Source organism: Pseudomonas sp. H2_D02 (assembly GCF_054677635.1).
The window spans coordinates 3,072,579-3,091,043 of record NZ_CP162816.1 but is presented as its reverse complement, the minus strand read 5'-3'; the positions used below and the strand labels follow the sequence as shown (position 1 = coordinate 3,091,043).

At 55.7% G+C, this 18,465-nt stretch carries 19 protein-coding genes, 1 tRNA gene and 2 pseudogenes; 12 read left to right on the top strand and 10 right to left on the bottom strand.

What is annotated here, in order from left to right; all coding sequences use genetic code 11:
* Positions 1-103 precede the first annotated feature (103 nt).
* A complete protein-coding gene (locus AB4N42_RS14385; RefSeq protein WP_258690850.1) occupies positions 104-1,363 on the bottom strand; it encodes a cation:dicarboxylate symporter family transporter in 1,260 nt (419 codons plus the stop codon).
* Between the two features lie 112 nt (positions 1,364-1,475).
* The gene (locus AB4N42_RS14380) at positions 1,476-1,901 is read right to left on the bottom strand and encodes a VOC family protein (protein WP_102592082.1); all 426 of its coding nucleotides are present in this window, start codon (positions 1,899-1,901) and stop codon (positions 1,476-1,478) included.
* Positions 1,902-2,241: 340 nt separating this feature from the next.
* On the opposite strand from AB4N42_RS14380, the gene AB4N42_RS14375 reads away from it, so the two are divergent.
* From AB4N42_RS14375 to AB4N42_RS14345, 7 genes and pseudogenes are all read left to right on the top strand, one after another.
* Positions 2,242-3,105, top strand: a complete 864-nt coding sequence (locus tag AB4N42_RS14375; RefSeq protein WP_460116348.1) for a LysR family transcriptional regulator — start codon at positions 2,242-2,244, stop codon at positions 3,103-3,105.
* A gap of 220 nt (positions 3,106-3,325) precedes the next feature.
* Positions 3,326-3,751, top strand: a complete 426-nt coding sequence (locus tag AB4N42_RS14370) for a VOC family protein (RefSeq protein ID WP_258690848.1) — start codon at positions 3,326-3,328, stop codon at positions 3,749-3,751.
* 161 nt (positions 3,752-3,912) lie between these two features.
* Complete coding sequence (locus AB4N42_RS14365) at positions 3,913-4,704, top strand: 5-oxoprolinase subunit B family protein (RefSeq protein WP_460116347.1); 792 nt, start codon at positions 3,913-3,915, stop codon at positions 4,702-4,704.
* Positions 4,701-5,642, top strand: a complete 942-nt coding sequence (locus tag AB4N42_RS14360; RefSeq protein WP_460116346.1) for a 5-oxoprolinase subunit C family protein — start codon at positions 4,701-4,703, stop codon at positions 5,640-5,642. Before AB4N42_RS14365 ends, AB4N42_RS14360 begins: the two co-directional genes overlap by 4 nt.
* Positions 5,635-6,423: a LamB/YcsF family protein gene (locus AB4N42_RS14355; RefSeq protein ID WP_460116345.1), complete on the top strand. Its 789-nt coding sequence runs from the start codon at positions 5,635-5,637 to the stop codon at positions 6,421-6,423. Before AB4N42_RS14360 ends, AB4N42_RS14355 begins: the two co-directional genes overlap by 8 nt.
* A gap of 240 nt (positions 6,424-6,663) precedes the next feature.
* Positions 6,664-8,010 (top strand): MFS transporter, encoded by a 1,347-nt coding sequence (locus tag AB4N42_RS14350; RefSeq protein WP_258690844.1) that lies wholly within the window; start codon positions 6,664-6,666, stop codon positions 8,008-8,010.
* A gap of 59 nt (positions 8,011-8,069) precedes the next feature.
* Positions 8,070-8,459: pseudogene (locus AB4N42_RS14345) on the top strand (acetyl-CoA carboxylase biotin carboxylase subunit); the annotation flags it as partial.
* Positions 8,460-8,644: 185 nt separating this feature from the next.
* On the opposite strand, the gene AB4N42_RS14340 reads toward AB4N42_RS14345, so the two are convergent.
* The 3 genes from AB4N42_RS14340 to AB4N42_RS14330 form a co-directional block, all read right to left on the bottom strand.
* The gene (locus tag AB4N42_RS14340; RefSeq protein ID WP_258691224.1) at positions 8,645-9,028 is read right to left on the bottom strand and encodes a nuclear transport factor 2 family protein; all 384 of its coding nucleotides are present in this window, start codon (positions 9,026-9,028) and stop codon (positions 8,645-8,647) included.
* 283 nt (positions 9,029-9,311) lie between these two features.
* Positions 9,312-10,331, bottom strand: a complete 1,020-nt coding sequence (locus AB4N42_RS14335; protein WP_258690843.1) for an alpha/beta hydrolase — start codon at positions 10,329-10,331, stop codon at positions 9,312-9,314.
* Positions 10,332-10,537: 206 nt separating this feature from the next.
* A complete protein-coding gene (locus AB4N42_RS14330; RefSeq protein ID WP_460116344.1) occupies positions 10,538-10,921 on the bottom strand; it encodes a nuclear transport factor 2 family protein in 384 nt (127 codons plus the stop codon).
* A 115-nt stretch (positions 10,922-11,036) separates the two neighbouring features.
* Between AB4N42_RS14330 and AB4N42_RS14325 the strand changes: the two genes are divergently transcribed.
* Complete coding sequence (locus AB4N42_RS14325) at positions 11,037-12,008, top strand: LysR family transcriptional regulator (RefSeq protein WP_460116343.1); 972 nt, start codon at positions 11,037-11,039, stop codon at positions 12,006-12,008.
* Positions 12,009-12,366: 358 nt separating this feature from the next.
* Here the strand turns inward: AB4N42_RS14325 and namA are convergent, their stop codons facing one another.
* The gene (gene namA, locus AB4N42_RS14320; protein WP_258690840.1) at positions 12,367-13,407 is read right to left on the bottom strand and encodes an NADPH dehydrogenase NamA; all 1,041 of its coding nucleotides are present in this window, start codon (positions 13,405-13,407) and stop codon (positions 12,367-12,369) included.
* A gap of 113 nt (positions 13,408-13,520) precedes the next feature.
* Here namA and AB4N42_RS14315 point away from each other — a divergent pair, with 113 nt between their 5' ends.
* The 4 genes from AB4N42_RS14315 to AB4N42_RS14300 all read left to right on the top strand — a co-directional run bounded on the left by AB4N42_RS14315 (position 13,521) and on the right by AB4N42_RS14300 (position 15,177).
* Positions 13,521-13,907: a winged helix-turn-helix transcriptional regulator gene (locus AB4N42_RS14315; RefSeq protein WP_258690839.1), complete on the top strand. Its 387-nt coding sequence runs from the start codon at positions 13,521-13,523 to the stop codon at positions 13,905-13,907.
* Positions 13,908-14,080: 173 nt separating this feature from the next.
* The gene (locus AB4N42_RS14310) at positions 14,081-14,314 is read left to right on the top strand and encodes a hypothetical protein (protein ID WP_460116342.1); all 234 of its coding nucleotides are present in this window, start codon (positions 14,081-14,083) and stop codon (positions 14,312-14,314) included.
* A gap of 213 nt (positions 14,315-14,527) precedes the next feature.
* On the top strand, positions 14,528-14,818 hold the full coding sequence (locus AB4N42_RS14305) for a type II toxin-antitoxin system ParD family antitoxin (RefSeq protein ID WP_092221617.1): 291 nt from the start codon (positions 14,528-14,530) through the stop codon (positions 14,816-14,818).
* Between the two features lie 2 nt (positions 14,819-14,820).
* Positions 14,821-15,177, top strand: coding sequence for a type II toxin-antitoxin system RelE/ParE family toxin (locus tag AB4N42_RS14300; RefSeq protein ID WP_258690838.1), 357 nt, complete (start codon positions 14,821-14,823; stop codon positions 15,175-15,177).
* Positions 15,178-15,263: 86 nt separating this feature from the next.
* On the opposite strand, the gene AB4N42_RS14295 is transcribed toward AB4N42_RS14300, so the two are convergent.
* From AB4N42_RS14295 to gacA, 4 genes and pseudogenes are all read right to left on the bottom strand, one after another.
* A tRNA-Gly gene (locus AB4N42_RS14295) sits at positions 15,264-15,339 on the bottom strand.
* 63 nt (positions 15,340-15,402) lie between these two features.
* A pseudogene (gene pgsA / locus AB4N42_RS14290) lies at positions 15,403-15,964 on the bottom strand (CDP-diacylglycerol--glycerol-3-phosphate 3-phosphatidyltransferase).
* Positions 15,965-15,996: 32 nt separating this feature from the next.
* Positions 15,997-17,820: an excinuclease ABC subunit UvrC gene (uvrC, locus tag AB4N42_RS14285; protein WP_217859854.1), complete on the bottom strand. Its 1,824-nt coding sequence runs from the start codon at positions 17,818-17,820 to the stop codon at positions 15,997-15,999.
* Between the two features lie 2 nt (positions 17,821-17,822).
* Positions 17,823-18,464, bottom strand: a complete 642-nt coding sequence (gacA, locus tag AB4N42_RS14280) for a response regulator transcription factor GacA (RefSeq protein ID WP_003200277.1) — start codon at positions 18,462-18,464, stop codon at positions 17,823-17,825.
* Position 18,465: the final 1 nt, after the last annotated feature.

The following is an 18,465-nucleotide window of genomic DNA, read 5'->3' as shown; positions in this document are numbered from 1 at the left end:
CACAACTCAACACCGAAGAACAAAAATCGAATGTTTTTTATCTCTATTGCATAAACAAAAAAGAGCCTTCGACGCGGATAACATCGAAGGCTCTTTCAAGGTGTTAAACCTGTTGTCCGGTTCTCCCAGCACCTGAAGGTTCTAGGCCAACCTTTTCCCACTTGGCAATGACCAAGGGAGCAATCGCATTACCCAATACGTTCAACGTAGTGGTCCCGCTGTCAATAATCCTGAATATACCCGCGATCAAGGCGACCCCTTCCAGCGGAAGTCCGGCCGACGCCAAGGTGGCAGACAGAATAATGATGGCAAACCCGGGCACTCCAGCAGCGCCCTTCGACGTCAACACCATCGTGACCACCAGCAGTATTTGCTGAGTCAGGGACAGATCAATCCCGTAGAGCTGGGCAACAAAGATCGTCGCGACGCCGAGGAAAATGGATGCACCATCCAGATTGAAGGCATACCCCACCGGAACCACGAAGCTGACGATGCGTTGAGGGACGCCATAGTTTTCCAACTTCTTCATCAACTGCGGCATGACCGCCGCCGAGGCAGCGCTGGAGAACGCCAGAATCAGTTCATCCCTGAAGTACTTGATCAACTTGAAGACGTTTTCGCCAATCAGGTAGCAAATGCCTCCGAGAAAAACCAAGGCAAAGGCTATCAGCGCGAGGTAAACCACGCCAATCAACTTCAGCAACGGCAACAACGAGGCGAAGCCAAAGGTCGCAACGGTCGAGCCGATCATCCCGAATACGCCAATAGGCGCATACGCCATGACAAACGAGACCACCTTGAACATCGCATCCGATAAACCCTGGATAACGGAGATGACCGGTGCGCTTTTTGCTTTTGGCAGGGTGTTCAACGCCAGCCCTAGGAGCACAGCGAAAAACAGCACTGAGAGCAGCTTCCCTTCCGACATCGCCACAATCACATTATCGGGAACAATGTTTTGCAGGATGATCAGCGCACCTTTCGAGGGCTCGATATTGACCGTTGAGGTTCCGTGGGAGATACCCGCAACTTCGGTGCCCGCACCAGGCTCGAAGAAATTGGCAAAGCACAGTCCGAGGACAATGGCCAAACTGGTAATCGCGAAGAAATAAGCCAGCGATTTTGCCCCCATGCGTCCGAAGGACTTGTTATCACCGCCCCCGGCAATACCAAGGATCATGCAGCAGAAAACAATGGGAACAACAACCATCTTCATCATCTTGATGAAAATGTCGCCAAGGGGTTTAAGAATTTCGGTACTGACCCAAACCTGATTGTGTGGATGGGTATTGAAGTACCAACCGACGAGCACGCCAAGCAAAAGCCCAGCAACAATTTGCCAAACCAATGGTATACGTTTCATGTCTAGCCTTTTTGTTGGAATGAAAGGACTGCGTGAACGCAGTAGCTAGATTCATGAGCTTCCAGCTCATTTAAGTTTCTTGGCGCACTCTTTAACGTGCGCCAGATTTTTATTATTTAGCGAAGAGCTGACTCATATCTTTGAACGCTTTGAACTCCAGCGCGTTGCCGCACGGGTCGAACAGGAACATGGTGGCCTGCTCACCGACCTGGCCTTTGAAGCGAATGTAGGGTTCGATCACAAATTGGGTGCCAAAGGATTTCAGACGCTCAGCCAACGCTTCCCACTGAGCCCACTCCAGAATAATCCCGAAGTGCGGAACCGGTACGTCGTGGCCGTCTACCGGGTTGCTGTGCACGCTTTCCTGAGAAGCGGTCTTTGGGTGTTCATGGATGACCAACTGGTGGCCGTAAAAATCGAAATCCACCCACTGGGTGCTGGATCGGCCCTCGGCAAGGCCAAACACTTCACCGTAAAAGGTGCGCGTAGCGGCCAGGTCATACACAGGGATTGCGAGGTGGAAAGGAGAAAGACTCATCAGGACTCCGATAACAATTTTTTATTGGTTTGTGATGCCGGACACCGCGCTCGCTGCCCAGCGGTTTTTTTGAAGGTGGATTTATGCTAAAGCGGAGCCAATCAAAAAAAAATCAATATAATTTTTTCACGAACACAATTTTATTTTGTCAATTGAGCAATGCGTCCACCGCCTCTCTACGGCTCCCATCCCGCCTGAATGGCACGCGTCATTTGATCGACGAACAGGTTGGCGTTACTCAACCAGGTTTCGGCGATGCGCCGGAATCAAGCGCCGTTGGTAAACCTATTGAAAATGACTACCCTCTGCGCGAACAACCACATATGGATCTAGGTTCGACATGATCAGAGAATTGAAGACATTTATCTGCGTTGCGCAAAGGGGCACGTTCGCAGCGGCTGGCCAGCAGGTAGGGCTGACGCAGTCCGCCGTCAGCGCACAGATCAAAAGTCTCGAGGACACATTGGGCGTCAAACTGTTTGATCGCACCGGGCGCTCGGCCACGCTTAACTCAGCGGGCCAGCGTGCTATCCCCTTGGCCGAGGAAATCCTGCAGCTTTTCCTTCGAATGGGCACCGCCGACAGCGGTAATGACTTTCATGGGGCGCTGCGCATTGGCGCGATCGGCACGGTTCAGACCGGTCTCCTGCCTCAGGCGCTGGTGGCATTAAAGTCACAGGCACCTTTCATCGAAACGAACCTTGTACCTGGCGTGTCGTTGAATCTGCTCAGCCAAGTGGATGCCGGAGAGCTGGACTTGGCCATCATGATCAAACCGCCTTTTTCGCTGCCCAAGGATTTGCATGCCGAAGTCATCGCGCGCGAGGCGTTCGTATTGATCACGTCCAAAGATGTGCAAGGTGACGACCCGCTGGCGATTCTCGCAGAACAACCCTTCGTGCGGTATGACCGAGGATCTTTTGGGGGGCGCCTGGTCACCCAGTTTCTCAAGCAGCAAAAAATACATGTGCACCAGGCACTGGAGCTTGATGAACTGGATGCCATTGTGAAGATGGTGCGCAGTGGACTGGGTGTTTCGCTGGTGCCCAAGGCGGGTTTGTGGCTTGAACATGCCGAAGACGTCAGGGTGCTTGAATTGCACAAGCTCACGTTTTTCCGAGAAATCGTACTGGTATCTAAATATCGGCAAAAACATTCACCGCTTTTCAATATCTTCCGGGCCTGCGTTCTTGATGTGGTGTGATACCCATCGGGAGCATACCTGCATCGGAAAATCAATCGCGAGCTTTTCAACCGGAAAGCGAACCATTGTGGTGCACCATGAACAACCCTGGTGCAAAACCTTATATAACCACGCGACTCATCGAAATTATTCGTGCTCAGAACACAGAATTTCCGCTTTTACCTGCATGGTTTCCGGATAAGAATTGATTCAGATCAAAACAAATCAATAGGAAACCACCGTGAGCCTCTCTCCTTTCCACCTGGCAATTCCCGTCTACGATCTGGCCGCCACACGTCACTTCTACGGTGAGGTATTTGGTCTCGCCGAAGGCCGCTCGAGCGAGCAGTGGGTAGACTTCAACTTCTACGGCCATCAACTGGTCATCCACGAGCATCCTAAAACCGCTTCGCAGGAAAGCGTCCACAGCAACCCGGTAGACGGCCATGACGTACCGGTTCCGCACTTCGGGATTATTCTGGAGTGGGCGCAATGGGAAGCCTTGGCCGAGCGCTTGAAGGCGCGCGCGATCCAATTTGTGATCGAACCCTACATTCGCTTCAAAGGCCAGGTCGGCGAGCAGGCCACCATGTTCCTGTTCGACCCGTGCGGCAATGCACTGGAGTTCAAAGCGTTCAAGGATATGAGCCAGCTCTTCGCCAAGTAATACGTTGGTCAAGCGACCGTCGCCATTAGAGCGACGGCGCACTATCAAGCCGAGAAGCCTTGCTGTGTTGCGCCGGATACCTGCAGAAAGCCTGTGCTTTCTCTGTCCTGCTGCACGCGCCTGGCCGCTACTTAGCCTGCCGCATGAGGATAGAGAACACTATGTCCGACCTCAGTCGCACCCTGGATGAGCCGATAGCAGCGCCTCTTCACCCCGATAATACCGGCTACCAATGGCAGTTCGAGCCTTGCGGTGATCGCTGTGTAATCCTGATATTCGGCAACGTATTTTCCATTGACCTCAACCGTCAGGCCGCCTTGATCGGCAATCAATTACGTACTCTGGGTGCCCAAGGCCTGCTACCAGGCGTCACGGATGTTGTATCTGCGATGGTGACGGTAGGCGTTCATTACTCTCCTGAGTTAATTGCAGGCCACTTCCCCGATGTGTCGCCCTACGAATCGATCTGCAAGCTTGTGGCTGAACGTCTCAAGGATTCGCGAAGTGTTGCGGCAAAGATCGGTGCCTGCCTCGAAATCCCCGTGTGCTACGACCCGGAATATGCCCCGGACCTCGAGGACATCGCACAGGCCTGCCGCCTCACCGTCAACGAAGTCATCGCGGCTCACACGGCCGACTGGCTGGATGTATTGATGGTCGGTTTTGCACCTGGCCATCCGTACATCGGCATGCACGACAGCGCCCTGTCACTGCCGCGTCGCGCGACACCGCGCACGCTGGTCAAGCAAGGCAGTATCGGCATCGCCAACCGACAAAGCGTCATTTACCCGGCCGATCTCCCCGGAGGCTGGAACCTCATAGGGAGAACACCGCTGCAGATGTTCTCCTCCTTGAGCGAACCGCCCTGTCTTTTACAGGGCGGCGACAAGATTCAATTTGTACCCATTACCCGCCATGAGTTTGAGCTATTGGCTCGGGAGAACGCGAAGTGACCATCAAGGTGATCAAACCCGGCATGCTCTCAACCTTCCAGGACACCGGACGGCACGGGTTTCAGCATTGGGGCGTGCCTGTGACCGGCGTGATGGATGAGGATGCGCATGCCCTGTGCAACCTCCTCGTCGGTAATCCTCGCACCTTCAGCACCTTGGAGATGACCCTCCAAGGCCCGACGCTGCATTTTCAGGCCAAGGCAGTCATCGCACTCGCCGGCGCGGACCTCGGTGCCGAACTGGATGCAGTTCCGCTCCAGCCCGGCGTGCCCGCCCTGGTTTCCCCAGGCAGTATTTTGAGTTTCGGCAAACGGCGACACGGAGCCCGGAGTTACCTCGCGGTGGGCGGCGGTTTTTTGCTGCAACCGTTGATGAACAGCACCAGCACCTACTCGCGTGGCGGGTTCGGTGGGCTGCGGGGCCGGACACTTCAAACCGGAGATCTGATTCCGATCTGCTCCTCGTTTGCCAATCCACCACGCCTCAACCCAATGTCCAGCCTGGGGCTCTACGAAACCGGCGCGCTGGAACCAATAAGAGTGATCGCGGGGCGGGAATGGAAGGACTTTTGCGCTGAGTCCCAAGAGCACTTCTTGAGCCATGACTACACATTGACCGGTGACTCGGACCGTATGGGATACCGGCTCGACGGCACGCCACTGACACTGTCTTCACCCAAAGAACTGTTGTCGGAAAGTGTCGCGTTCGGCACCGTCCAAGTCCCCCCCAGCGGCAGGCCGCTGATATTGATGGCTGACCGCCAAACGACCGGCGGATACCCAAGGATTGCCCAAGTAGCCAGCGTCGATTTACCCCGTTTGGCGCAGTTGTTACCGGGCGACAAGTTGCAATTCTCCCTTATAGATTTAAGCGCTGCGCAAGCATTGCTGTTAACCCGTGCTCGCACACTCAAGGCGATGGAGGCTTTCCATGCCTGAAATAGATTTCAACAGTGACCTGGGGGAAGGCTTCAGTATTTATCGCGCAGGCGACGATGCGGCGATTCTTCCACACCTCACCTCAGCCAATATCGCCTGTGGCTTTCACGCCGGGGATTCGCGCTCCATGCGCTCAACCGTCGCGTTGGCTGCGAAGTTGGGCGTGGCAGTCGGTGCCCACCCGGGCTTTGACGACCTGCAAGGTTTCGGTCGCCGGATGATGACGCTGTCCGAGGATGAGGTTTACGAACTCATCGTTTACCAGGTGGGGGCCTTGCTGGGCTTTACCAAAGCGGCCAACGTCGAACTGCGCCACGTCAAGCCCCATGGTGCGCTTTACAACTTTGCCGCCGTCCACCGGCCCACAGCCGACGCGATCTGCAGGGCAGTCAAAGACGTTGATCCAGGCCTGATTCTTTTCGGGTTGTCGGGAAGCGCCTTGGTCACCGCCGCCGAACACTGCGGCTTGTCAGTGGTGCAGGAAGTGTTCGCTGATCGCAGCTACCAGGAGGACGGCACTCTGACGCCCCGTGGCCAGCCTGGCGCAATGATCGAAAGCCTCCACGATGCCATCGATCAAGTGATGAACATGCTGCATTTAGGCGAAGTGCGCACGTCCCAAGGGATCTGGATTCCTGTGAAGGCACATACCCTTTGCATACACGGCGATCAGCCTGGCGCCGCTGCTTTTGCCAGTGCGATCAGGCAGGCACTCCTCAAAGAGGGCATCACCATTCAAAAACCCGCGCGTCGCAATAACAGTGAGCGTGCTCTTACCTAATTCGCCCACCCGTCGCACACCCATAATAAAAAGGAAACTGACATGCCTCGTGAATCAAGCCCCTCGTTTTAACTGCCGAGCTTAAAACCTCGTCTGAAAGCTGAATAGTCAACCACGGATACGCCTGGGCGCCTGACCGCCCGGATGAGCTGTGCACTGTCGGTTTTCAGTACGTCACTTTCAAGGCAGCCCCGGCTGCCACTTAACTCTTTTGGCCATTGGCCAGAGTGGAAGGTATTTATGTCTCGTGTTCTTTCTGAAAATACGAACTCGCCGCAAATCGAGCTCGACACACAAGCCACTGCTGGCACAACGCAGTCAGCCCTCATTGCAAAGCGTGCAGCAATGGCTTCGGCCACGGGCACCGCCGTTGAATATTATGAGTTCAGTATCTACGGCTACATGGCAACCATCATCGCTCCTTTGTTTTTCCCCGGTGACAACCCCGCCGCCGCCCTGCTCGCCACATTGGCCGTATTCGGCATTGCCTTTGTCATCCGCCCTATAGGCGGGGTGCTGCTCGGTCGCCTGGCCGATCGAATCGGCCGCCGCCGAGTTCTGCTCAGCACCGTGATCGGAATGGGCACTGCAACTGCGCTGATTGGCGTGTTGCCTACCACCGCCCAGATCGGCCTGGCAGCGCCCATCCTGTTAGTGCTGTTACGACTGTCCCAAGGCTTCTTCGCTGGTGGCGAAGTGGTGGGCGCCGCGGCATTCGTGGCTGAATCCTCGCCAAACGGCCGACGCGGCTTCTTTGGTTCATTCACGCCACTGGGCGTCGCAGTCGGTGGTGCTACTGGCGCGATTGTCTGCGGTATCACCACAGGGCTTCTCAGTGCCGAGCAATTACAGGCATGGGGATGGCGCATTCCGTTCTTCCTGTCCATACCGCTGGTGTTGTTTTCGTTTTACATGCGGCACAACGTCGAGGAAACGCCGGAGTTCAAAGCGTTCCTTGCCAAGGAAAAGCCACCAATCGCACCGGTCAAAGAGGTTTTCAATAAGAATTTGCCCGCGCTGCTCCGGGTCATCGTGTTCGCGTCAGCTCAAAACGCGGGCTATTTCATCGGGATGGTGTTCATGAACATCTACCTGACGACGTATCTGCATTTTGAAAAATCCAAAGTCTACTGGGTAATTGCAGTGATCAGCCTGTGCATGGCGGCGATGATGCCGTTCTGGGGTGGTCTGTCAGATCGTATCGGTCGCAAGAAAGCGCTGAGCGTTGGCTTTTTAGGCTACGCCATTCTGGTGATTCCCATGATGATCCTGATGGACAGCGGCAGCCTCTGGATTGCTGCACTGGCCATGTTCGTCGCCACCCTGCCCATGCCGATCGTGCAATCGGTGGGCTACCCCACTTACGCGGAACAATTTCCGACACGTGTGCGCTATACGGCCATGGCGATCAGCATCAACCTCGGCGCGATCCTGGGTGGCGGAATCACCCCTTACGTGGTCACCTCGATTATCACCAAGACCGGCAATTTACTGGTACCGGGCTATTTCATGGCAGGTGCTGCGGTATGTGCCTTGCTGGCCATTCTCACATTGCGTGAGACGTCCAAGAGCGATCTTCTCAGGTAGCTCGACACTACGGCCAATACACATTCAAGACGCTGCCCATTACAAATGGTTGAAGCACCATGGACATCGAACAGGAGGACGTGAAGATCCATGGCCACTCCCTGGAGTGCCGGATCAACGCCGAAGACCCGAAAACCTTTATCCCGAGTCCTGGCCTGGTCAAGCATTTCCATGCTCCAGGCGGCAACGGCGTTCGCGTCGACTCGCACCTGTACAGCGGCTACAAGGTCCCGTCCAACTACGACTCACTGATCGGCAAGTTGATCACCTGGGGCACCACTCGCGACGAGGCCATGACCCGTATGCGTAATGCCCTGGACGAAATCGTGGTTGACGGCATCAAGACCAACATCCCACTACATCGGGACCTGGTTCGTGATGAAGGCTTCTGTGAAGGGGGTGTGAACATTCACCACTTGGAGCAGAAATTACAAAAACCACTCTATTGAGTGGCTTTTTCTTAATGTTTAGAGCGGAACACGAGATTCGTCTCGTGTCCGACTCATTGAACATCGCCTCAGTCATCGTTCCAAACAAAATGCATGATGCGCATTGGGCAACGACTTGACGGCAGTTCGCCAGTGAAACAGTCCCTTTGTCAATTGATGCGGGGCAAGAACTGTTCAGATGGTTTTTAAGGCGCTACATGCGTTTGGAAAATCTTGCTAACCACAGTCCACTTGCCTTCTACTTTCAGCAGATGGAAGAAGTCGGTGAAGGAGATGCCTGACATATCGTTGGCGTCGATGCGAGCGCTAGCCGCTGTACCGACAATCTCGATGCGGACTATGGCGGCCTGTGCGTTGGGAGATGGGCGGAAATCCTTATCGACTCCTTCGAACAGGATTGGAATGGCGCCGCCGGCAAGCTTGCCATCGGCGCCAACGCTGTACATCGTCGCATGTGGGTTGAAAGCGGGTTTCATGATACTGCTCTTGGCCTGCTTGCAGCCTTCAATGTACTTATTCAGCACCTCGGTGATAGCTTGGTACTCTTGTACGTACGTAGGTTCGCTTATGGTTTTATTACTTATAACCTGTTGGTCACGCGGAAGATCTTCTGCTTGAGCAATCGAGCCAAAGCCCGCAATTACTGCCACAAAAAACAAACTCTTGATAAAAGTAGTTTTCACTTAGTCGCTCTTAATAAAGATCGCAATTATGATTGACGCTCGACTGTAAAAGCACAGCAGACATTGGGGAAATTTCGATGCCGCTGTAGCCAAGCAATAAAATGAACGGCATGTTTCTATAATGAGCCCCGCAGTTTCACCGTGACCTACGGGTTCCATTTCTTGGAAATTACTTGCTCAGGTAGCTCTTGAGTTCTTGCGAGGCCTGCGCGATCGCGCTGCGGGGCGTCGGCAGATGGCTGAACGCGTTCGATAACCCAAAATCGTGAATCATGCCGTTGTAGCGCACCAACTTCACATGTACACCCGCAGCGTCGAGCTTGCGGCCGTACGCTTCAGCTTCATCGCGCAGGACATCGAATTCGGCGGTCTGGATCAGCGTCGGCGGCAAGCCCTTCAACTGCTCGGTCGTCGCCTGCAGCGGCGAAGCGTAAATCTGTTTGCGTGCCTCGGCGTCGCGCGTGTAATTGTCCCAGAACCACACCATCAGGTCCTTCGTCAGAAAGTAGCCGTTGGCAAACTCCTTGTAGGACGGTGTGTCGAAGTTCGCATCCGTCACCGGACACAGCAATACTTGCGAACGCAATACAGGTGCGCCCTTCTCGTTCGCCATCAAGGCAACCACAGCGGCGATGTTGCCGCCTGCGCTGTTGCCAGCTACTGCGAGGCGCTTGCCGTCTACCTTGATCTCTTCGCCATGCTCGGCCACCCATTTTGTCGCGGCATAGGCTTGCTCGATGGCGACGCCGTATCCCGCCTCAGGCGACAGGCTGTAGTTGACGAAGACTGCCACCGCGCCCGAGCCTACTACCAGATCACGCACCAGCCGTTCGTGGGTCGGAAAGTCGCCCAGGACCCAGCCGCCGCCATGGAAGTACATGAACACGGGTAGAGTCTTCTGGTTGCTGCCGGCCGGGCGCACGATGGTCAGCTTCAGGTCGCTGCCATTGACTCGGATCGTCTTCTCGCTGACGTCTGCTGCCGGCAAGGCCACTTGAGGGGCAGCTTGAGCAGCCACCAGCGCGGCGCGGGCATCGACCGGCGTCATCGAGTCCAGCGTCTCGCCGCCTTCAAGGGATTGCAAGAATTTCGCCGTGTTGTGTTCAACGCCGGGCTGGTCGGCTGCAGATGCATTACCAAGCGATAGCGTCACGACGGAAAGGGCGAATGCGGAGGTGAGGGTTTTCATGATCTTTCCTTTGTATTGCCTCAGTGTGTGCATCATTAAATAGCGAGCCACTTTATAAGTTCGTTGCGTCTTCAATCAGGCGGTCGAAGGCTGCGTCTCCAGACGGCGGGCCGGACGCACAGTTCCAGCGCCGTTCGCCTGCAAGGAAAAACACTGCAGGCATGCCGGGAAGCCTAATCTGCCGCGTACCTAAGGAAGACAGAGGTTCAAGACGCGACGTGGGTGTGGAAGATCTTGCTGACTACCGTCCACTTGCCATCGACTTTCAACAGATGGAAAAAGTCGGTGAAGGAGATGCCTGACATGTCGTTGGCGTCGATGCGGGCGCTAGCCGCCGTACCGACGACCTCAATGCGGACGATCGCTGCCGGTGCATCAGGGGATGGGCGGAACCCCGTGTCGATGCCATTGAACAGGATTGGAATCGCGCCTCCGGCAAGCTTACCGTCGCCATCGACGCTAAACATCGTTGCTTGCTCACTGAAAGCAGGCTTCATGATGCTACTTTTGGCCTGTTTGCAGCCCTCGATGTACTGGTTCAGCACCTCGGCTATGGCTTGGTATTCTTGTACGTAAGTAGGTTTGCTCATGGTTTATTCCTGCTTCATTGGATTGCTGATCACTGATTTGGCGTGATGAAGTACTTGATGCACCACTATAGGGATCTGTGATAATGAAGAAAATGATCACAAGCATGGATACCGTATGAGCAATAAAGTCATAATAAAGAGCCCGGCACACACGGATGCTCAGAAAGGCGAAATCGCCCCCCCACCCGTGCACCTTCCCGGCCTGTTAACGTTCGAGGCTGCAGCCAGGCATTTGAATTTTGCTCGCGCTGCCGTCGAATTAGGGGTCACGCCTACAGCGGTATCACGCACCATCAAAAGCGTGGAAGCGCAGCTAAATGCGCGACTGTTTAATCGTACAACTCGCAGTGTCAGTTTGACCGAGGCTGGCGACTCCTTGAACGCCGCATTAGTACCTGCACTTGCACTGATCAAGGATGCCTTGTCTCAAGCCTTGCTCGCGACCGACCAACCGTCTGGCACAGTGCGCCTCAACTCTTCGTACGTCGCATACCGTATCTTTATCGAACCGCATCTAACCGCCTTCATGGAAAAATTCCCACTTATCAATGTCGAGGTATCACTGGATAACCGGCTTAGTGATATAGTCAACGCCGGTTTTGATATCGGCATACGCATGGGAAAAAGAGTGCAAAACGATATGATTTCCGTGCAGTTGGGAGCGGCACAAAAACGAATTGTGGTGGCTGCAGCGGATTACTTCCGCGAACGGAGTGAACCAGAAACCATTGAGGAACTGCTAAAGCACAACTGCATACGCCAGCGCTATTCCGTTGGAGGCAGGTTGTTTGAATGGAAGTTCGAAGTTCGACGCCAAATGGTTCAAGTCGATGTTCAAGGACGCTTTATTTTCGACGAAATGAGATCCGTTCTAGATGCAGCGATACAAGGCCAGGGCATCGGTTTCGTCTTCGAGGATTTCGCAAAGCAAGAGTTGGTTAGCGGAAGGCTGCGGCAGATACTGAAACGGCACAGCGCACTGGACGACGCGTTTCATCTTTACTATCCGCATCGCAAGCACATGCCTGGAAAGCTGCGTGCGTTTGTCGACTTCATGCGTAGTGCAAATAGGGTGGAAACCGATTGATCGAATGCTTCTCAATGAAGTAGGTATGGATTCTTCAAACTGGTCAGCATTGACCAGGCTCAAGCTCCGCACATGCGATAGCGACTGGGCACACATGGCATCAGGCGTGGAACCTGACGAAGCTTTTGACCGGGACAACCCGCAATCTCCAGCCGCCCAGAAGAAAGCCGGGAGTTCCCGTTCATTAAATTTTTTTCTGAAAGTCCGGTCCTATTAACAACGAATGTAACTTAGACAAGCTCACCCTGGACACAGAAGTCCATATAGAAAGAAGCGTCTCGCCTCAGCTATTTGGACGCCTTAGCTTCTGATGCCAGGATTAGCATTCTCCAGACGCCCGCTTACGACGCGGACAAATTCAGGCTTTGGTATCAAGCCAGACTGAACCGTAGCGTGTGTAGGCTACAGGAATCTCAATGATTTCTTTCAGGTCATCTGCCGCAGTACGCACCCAAAATGGATCACGCAGCATTTGCCGCCCGACAAACACCAAGTCAGCTCGGCCGTTTTGCAGGATTTCTTCGGCCTGACGACCACTCTGGATTACACCCACCGCCCCCGTCGCAATATGCAGCTCCTTGCGCAGCAACTCAGCCGCCGGGACTTGGTAACCTGGATAGGTCTGAACCTTGATCATCTTGATCCCGCCGGAGCTGCAGTCGATCAGATCGACGCCCTGCTCTTTCATCCAGCGACCGTATTCAAGGAACGACTCGGGCGTGTTTCCGCCGTCGGCGTAATCAGAGCTGGAGATACGAACAAACAGAGGACGATCGCCCCAATGGGTTTTGACTTCCTCCAGCACTTCGCGCAGGAAACGATAGCGACGCTTGGCATCACCGCCATATTCGTCGTCGCGGGTATTGGCGAGTGGGGAGAGGAACTCATTCAGCAAATAACCATGTGCGGCATGGATCTCAAGCACATCGAAGCCCGCTTCACTGGCGCGTCGTGCGGCATCGCCGTAGAGCTTTACCAAACCCGGAATTTCATCAGCCGCGAGTGCGCGAGGCACAGGGCTGGTTTCCGTGAACGGAATCGCCGATGGCGCGATGTGAATGAGATTGGGCAGGTCAGCATTGCGCCCTGCATGGCCAATCTGAGCGCCGGCTTTTGCACCAAAGCTGTGAAGCAGTTCAGTCAGCGCCTTCAAGCCGCCAACGTGGGCGTCGCTCCAAATACCAAGGTCACCAGCCCCGATACGGCCGTCGGCGTGGACGGCCAGCGTTTCGGGGAAAATCAGCGCCGCCTGGCCCAAGGCGCGAGCACCGTAATGCACTCGGTGCCACTCAGTGACAAAGCCATCATCCGCGGCCATGTGCATGCACATGGGCGACATAACGACTCGATTTTTCAGTTTGAGGCCTTTGATTTCATAAGGGGATAGCAGCAAGCTCATCTACGCAATTCCATAGTGATTGATATGGAATGATGGTAACGTACACAGCACTACTACATAAGTACGCACATTTTTGTGCTGTAGGCACATTTTTTATACCAAGGAGATTCCCGGTGAAAAAATGCATCCCTCAGGGGGAAATCGAGGCGTTTGCTTGTCCGGTCGCCTTTACTGTTGACGTCATTGGTGGGAAGTGGAAATCGCTCATTCTGTTCCACCTGATGTCAGGGACGAAGCGGTTCAACGAGTTGCGCAGACTGATACCAGATGTGACTCAGAGGATGCTCACGCTGCAATTGAGAGAGCTGGAGACAGACGGGGTTATACATCGCGAAATCTATCGTGAGGTTCCGCCCAAGGTGGAGTATTCGCTCACAGAATTAGGCAACACGCTTACGCCTTTGATCAGCGCGATGCGGGAATGGGGGGCGACGCATGAGAGTAAGATCTTCGAGTTCAGGCAGTCTGCGATCGACGATCAATTTGAATCGCTGGCCTAGCTTTAGATCACGCTGCTCAAGCGCTTTAAATTTGCCAAGCGAAGCGAGCAGCTAAGTCCGGATCAGGCTAGCTTGCTCGACGACTTGATCAATTTGCCCCCATTCAGAGAGCCCACCATGCGCGAGCTTTTTGTTGTCAGCCATTCCCGCAGCTAAACTCCCCACTCTCTCGAATGGAGTCGAAGCTATGCCCCCCCCCCGAATACTCACTGCCTAATGTCCTTGAGCGCCTGTACCAAAACCAGCTCGCCTTAGAGGCGGCCGTGTTGGAGTTGACCTTAAGGATTGAACGCCAAGGTGCGACAGATACTGGCGACAATGCCCGTGGCGCGCCTCACACGATCGGTGAGAACGCCGGACACATCAAACAGGGCCTGGCCAAGCTGAGAACCCAAGACGCACACTGATCAAACGGCCCCGATGCCCCGCCTGCAACACCCTTCTGTGCATTTGCAAATGCCCTCCGGAGCCAGCACGCGCTGTTCGGCGCGAAGGATGCCCCCGTACGACCCAGTTCGTCAGATACAAATCCCAAACTATGTGTTCGCGGGTAAAATGGCATAAATGGCATAATATGCCAATGGTCGAAATAACCTGTTTGCCCAGAGCTGGAGTTAATTATGGCGACGCGAAACGTTGTGCTCACCCCTCACCAGGAACAAGTTATCCATGACCTGGTTCAGTCCGGCCGTTATCAGAATGCCAGCGAAGTGATGCGAGAAGGTTTGCGGCTATTGGAGCAACGCGTCGCCGAAGACACCGCCAAAATTGAGGCCCTGCGTCAGGCGACCTCGATCGGCATCATGGACCTTGAGCACGGGCGCTTCACGCAGTTGAACGAAGGGGATCTGGAGCACTACCTCGAGGGCTTGAGTCTGGAGGCAACCCTCCCCGCGAGTGAGAAACACTGAGCATGCCGCAGTATCGGATTTCCAACGCGGCGCGCGCCGACATTGTCGATATTCTCAGGCTCTCCCAGACGCAGTTCGGCGATCAAGCACGCCAGCGCTACCAGGCACTGATCCTCGCGGCGCTGCAAGCGATTGCCAACACGCCTTATCGCGTTGGCAGCCACGACCGCGATGAGCTTGCACCGGGCCTTCGCAGCTATCACCTCGTCTATTCACGCCAGCAGGCCAAACAACTTCATGGAGTGGTCAAAAGTCCGCGACATATCGTGTTCTATCGTGTGGGAGACGGCGACGTGATTGAGATCGTCCGACTCCTCCATGACGCCATGGAGGTGCAGTTGCATCTGCCCAACGATTGATCACAAACGCTAAAGGCCGACGCCTCCTGCACATAAATCTCAGGCAAAAAAAAGCCACTCATCTGAGTGGCTTTTTTTCTGAATCTTGGAGCGGGAAACGAGACTCGAACTCGCGACCCCGACCTTGGCAAGGTCGTGCTCTACCAACTGAGCTATTCCCGCGTCTTGGTGTGGCGCATTCTATAGATTCCCAACACGCCGTCAACCCTTTGATTCAAAAAAGTTTTATTTCGGATCAACATCGGTCCGCAGGTGCGGCCAGGCGGCGCGCAGGTATTGGACCATCGACCACAGCGTCAGGCCGGCGGACACCAGCAGCAAGGCATAACCCAACAGGACCCAGAAACTGAAGTCCGAGGGATTCGCCAGCAGGATCACCAGCGCGAGCATTTGTGCGGCGGTTTTCCATTTGCCGAGGTTCGACACGGCGACCTGGGCGCGGGCGCCCAGCTCGGCCATCCATTCGCGCAGGGCCGAGACGACGATTTCGCGGCCGATGATCACCGCCGCGCGGCAAGGTCAGCCAGAGGTTGCCATGTTCCTGTACCAGCAGCACCAGGGCCACCGCGACCATCAGTTTGTCGGCCACCGGATCGAGGAACGCGCCGAACGGCGTGCTCTGCTCCAAGCGTCGGGCCAGGTAACCATCCAGCCAGTCCGTCGCGGCGGCGAAGGCAAAGACCGAGGCGGAGGCCACGTAACTCCAGTGATACGGCAAATAGAACAACAAAATGAAGATCGGGATGAGCAGGACGCGTAGGACGGTAATCAGGTTTGGGATATTCATCGGCACAACTGGCTACGAGGTTGACGGGCATTCTACTCGCTATGCAGGTTTGCATAAATCGACTCTGCAAGCTTTTTACTGATACCGGGTGCTTTGGCTATCTCCTCGATGCTGGCACGAGACAGCTCCTGCAAGCCACCAAAATGTTTCAACAGATCACGCCGGCGCGTGGGCCCGACCCCTGCCACGCCTTCCAGCGTAGAAGTGCGGCGGGTCTTGCCGCGGCGGGCACGGTGGCCGGTGATAGCGAAACGGTGGGCTTCGTCGCGGATCTGCTGGATCAGGTGCAGGGCCGGCGAATCCCCTTTGAGGGTGAACTCATGGGCCGCGTCGTTCAGGTACAGGGTCTCGAAACCGGCCTTGCGCGTCGCTCCTTTGGCCACGCCGAGCAGGATCAGGTCCGGGACCGCCAATTCATTGAGCACGTCGCGGGCCATGGACAATTGGCCTTTGCCGCCGTCCACCAGCAGGATATCCGGCAGCTTGCCCTCCCCGTCCTTGATCTTGCCGAAGCGCCGCATCAGCGCCTGGTGCATCGCCGCATAGTCATCGCCGGGGGTAACGCCCTCGATGTTGTAGCGCCGGTAATCGGACTTGATCGGGCCTTCCGGGCCGAACACTACGCAGGAGGCAACGGTTGCCTCGCCGCTTGAGTGGCTGATGTCGTAGCACTCGAGCCGCTGCGGTGGCTCGTCCAGATTCAAGACGTCAGCCAGGGCATCGAAGCGTGCCGCAACGTGCTGGCGGTTGGCCAAACGTGCACCGAGGGCCTGTTCGGCGTTGGTCACGGCCAGTTGTTGCCAGCGCGCGCGGGTTCCGCGCACACGGTGGCTGATGGTCAATTCGCGACCGCGTAGCTTGTCGATGGCTTCGATCAGGGCTGGGAAATCTTCATGGACCACGTTGACGATCAATTCGCTGGGCAAGTCGCGTTCAGGGCTGCTGATGTAGTACTGCCCCAGGAAAGCGGCCATGACTTCCGCCACGTCTTCCTCGATACCAACCTGGGGGAAGAAGTTCTTGCTGCCCAAGACGCGGCCGCCCCGCACGTTGATCAAGTGCACACAGGCGCCGCCCGGGTTGATGAACGCCGCCACGATATCGACGTCGCCGCTGCCGCCTTCCATGCTTTGCTGATCCTGAACCCGGCGCAGCAGCCCGATCTGGTCGCGAAGCTCGGCGGCGCGTTCGAATTCGAGGTTGATCGAAGCCTCTTCCATGGCGGCGGACAGCTCATCGGTCAACGCATTGCTGCGCCCTTCCAGGAACATCACGGAGTGACGCACGTCCTCGGCATACACCTCGGGCTCGACCAGCCCGACACACGGTGCCTTGCAACGTTTGATCTGGTATTGCAGGCACGGCCGGGTGCGGTTCTTGTAGTAACTGTCTTCGCATTGGCGAACGAAGAAGGTTTTCTGCAGCAGGCTCAGGCTTTCACGAATCGCCCCGGCGCTGGGGTAAGGACCGAAGTACCGCCCCTTCGCCTTCTTGGCTCCGCGATGAATGCTCAGGCGCGGAAACGCCCCGTCGGACAGGAACACGTACGGGTAGGATTTGTCGTCGCGCAGCAGGATGTTGTACGGCGGGCGCCACTCCTTGATCAGCGTCTGCTCAAGCAGCAACGCCTCGGTTTCGTTGGCCGTGATCGTGGTTTCGATTTGCGCGATACGCCCCACCAGGGCGGAGGTCTTCGGTGCGAGGCCGGTCTTGCGGAAATAACTGGCCAGGCGCTTCTTGAGGTTCTTGGCCTTGCCTACATAAAGCAGGCGCGCATCGCTGTCGAACATGCGGTACACGCCAGGGCGGCCGCTGCAGGTCGACAGGAAGGCACTTGGATCAAACTGTTCAGTCATTATCAGGCGCTGGCATCGACCATGCCATGACGCACCGCCAGCAGCGTCAACTCGACGTCACTGCTGATCGAAAGCTTTTCGAAGATACGGTAACGGTAGGTATTGACGGTCTTGGGCGACAGGCAGAGTTTGTCGGAGATGATCTGGACCTTCTGGCAGCCGACAATCATCAAGGCAATCTGGATTTCTCGCTCGGAAAGCGCATCGAAGGGCGAATCGTTGGTCGGCTGGAACGACTTGATCGCCAGCTGCTGGGCAATCTGCGGGCTGATGTAGCGTTGCCCGGCAAACACCAGGCGGATCGCCTGGACCATCTCGTTCAGGCCGGCGCCCTTGGTGAGGTAGCCCGCCGCGCCTGCCTGCAACAACCGGGTCGGGAATGGATCTTCCTCACACACCGTTACCGCGACGACCTTGATATCAGGATGGCTGCGCAACAGCTTACGCGTGGCTTCAAGGCCGCCGATGCCCGGCATCTTGACGTCCATCAGAACCACGTCGGGTTTCAATTCCCGCGCCTTGATCAGGGATTCCTCCCCGGACTCGGCCTGGCCAACTACCTGCAGGCCATCGATGTCAGCCAGCATCCGCGTAATGCCCGTACGGACGAGATCATGGTCATCGACCACTAACACCCTAATCAAG

What these genes read in the sequence shown, in the direction of transcription:
- AB4N42_RS14305 (WP_092221617.1), top strand. Translation starts at nt 14,528, where the DNA reads ATGGCGACGCGAAACGTTGTGCTCACCCCTCACCAGGAACAAGTTATC.
- AB4N42_RS14300 (WP_258690838.1), top strand. Translation starts at nt 14,821, where the DNA reads ATGCCGCAGTATCGGATTTCCAACGCGGCGCGCGCCGACATTGTCGAT.
- AB4N42_RS14365 (WP_460116347.1), top strand. Translation starts at nt 3,913, where the DNA reads ATGTCCGACCTCAGTCGCACCCTGGATGAGCCGATAGCAGCGCCTCTT.
- AB4N42_RS14335 (WP_258690843.1), bottom strand. Translation starts at nt 10,331, where the DNA reads ATGAAAACCCTCACCTCCGCATTCGCCCTTTCCGTCGTGACGCTATCG.
- AB4N42_RS14375 (WP_460116348.1), top strand. Translation starts at nt 2,242, where the DNA reads ATGATCAGAGAATTGAAGACATTTATCTGCGTTGCGCAAAGGGGCACG.
- namA (WP_258690840.1), bottom strand. Translation starts at nt 13,407, where the DNA reads ATGAGCTTGCTGCTATCCCCTTATGAAATCAAAGGCCTCAAACTGAAA.
- AB4N42_RS14380 (WP_102592082.1), bottom strand. Translation starts at nt 1,901, where the DNA reads ATGAGTCTTTCTCCTTTCCACCTCGCAATCCCTGTGTATGACCTGGCC.
- AB4N42_RS14310 (WP_460116342.1), top strand. Translation starts at nt 14,081, where the DNA reads ATGGAGTCGAAGCTATGCCCCCCCCCCGAATACTCACTGCCTAATGTC.
- AB4N42_RS14330 (WP_460116344.1), bottom strand. Translation starts at nt 10,921, where the DNA reads ATGAGCAAACCTACTTACGTACAAGAATACCAAGCCATAGCCGAGGTG.
- uvrC (WP_217859854.1), bottom strand. Translation starts at nt 17,820, where the DNA reads ATGACTGAACAGTTTGATCCAAGTGCCTTCCTGTCGACCTGCAGCGGC.
- AB4N42_RS14385 (WP_258690850.1), bottom strand. Translation starts at nt 1,363, where the DNA reads ATGAAACGTATACCATTGGTTTGGCAAATTGTTGCTGGGCTTTTGCTT.
- AB4N42_RS14350 (WP_258690844.1), top strand. Translation starts at nt 6,664, where the DNA reads ATGTCTCGTGTTCTTTCTGAAAATACGAACTCGCCGCAAATCGAGCTC.
- AB4N42_RS14355 (WP_460116345.1), top strand. Translation starts at nt 5,635, where the DNA reads ATGCCTGAAATAGATTTCAACAGTGACCTGGGGGAAGGCTTCAGTATT.
- AB4N42_RS14325 (WP_460116343.1), top strand. Translation starts at nt 11,037, where the DNA reads ATGAGCAATAAAGTCATAATAAAGAGCCCGGCACACACGGATGCTCAG.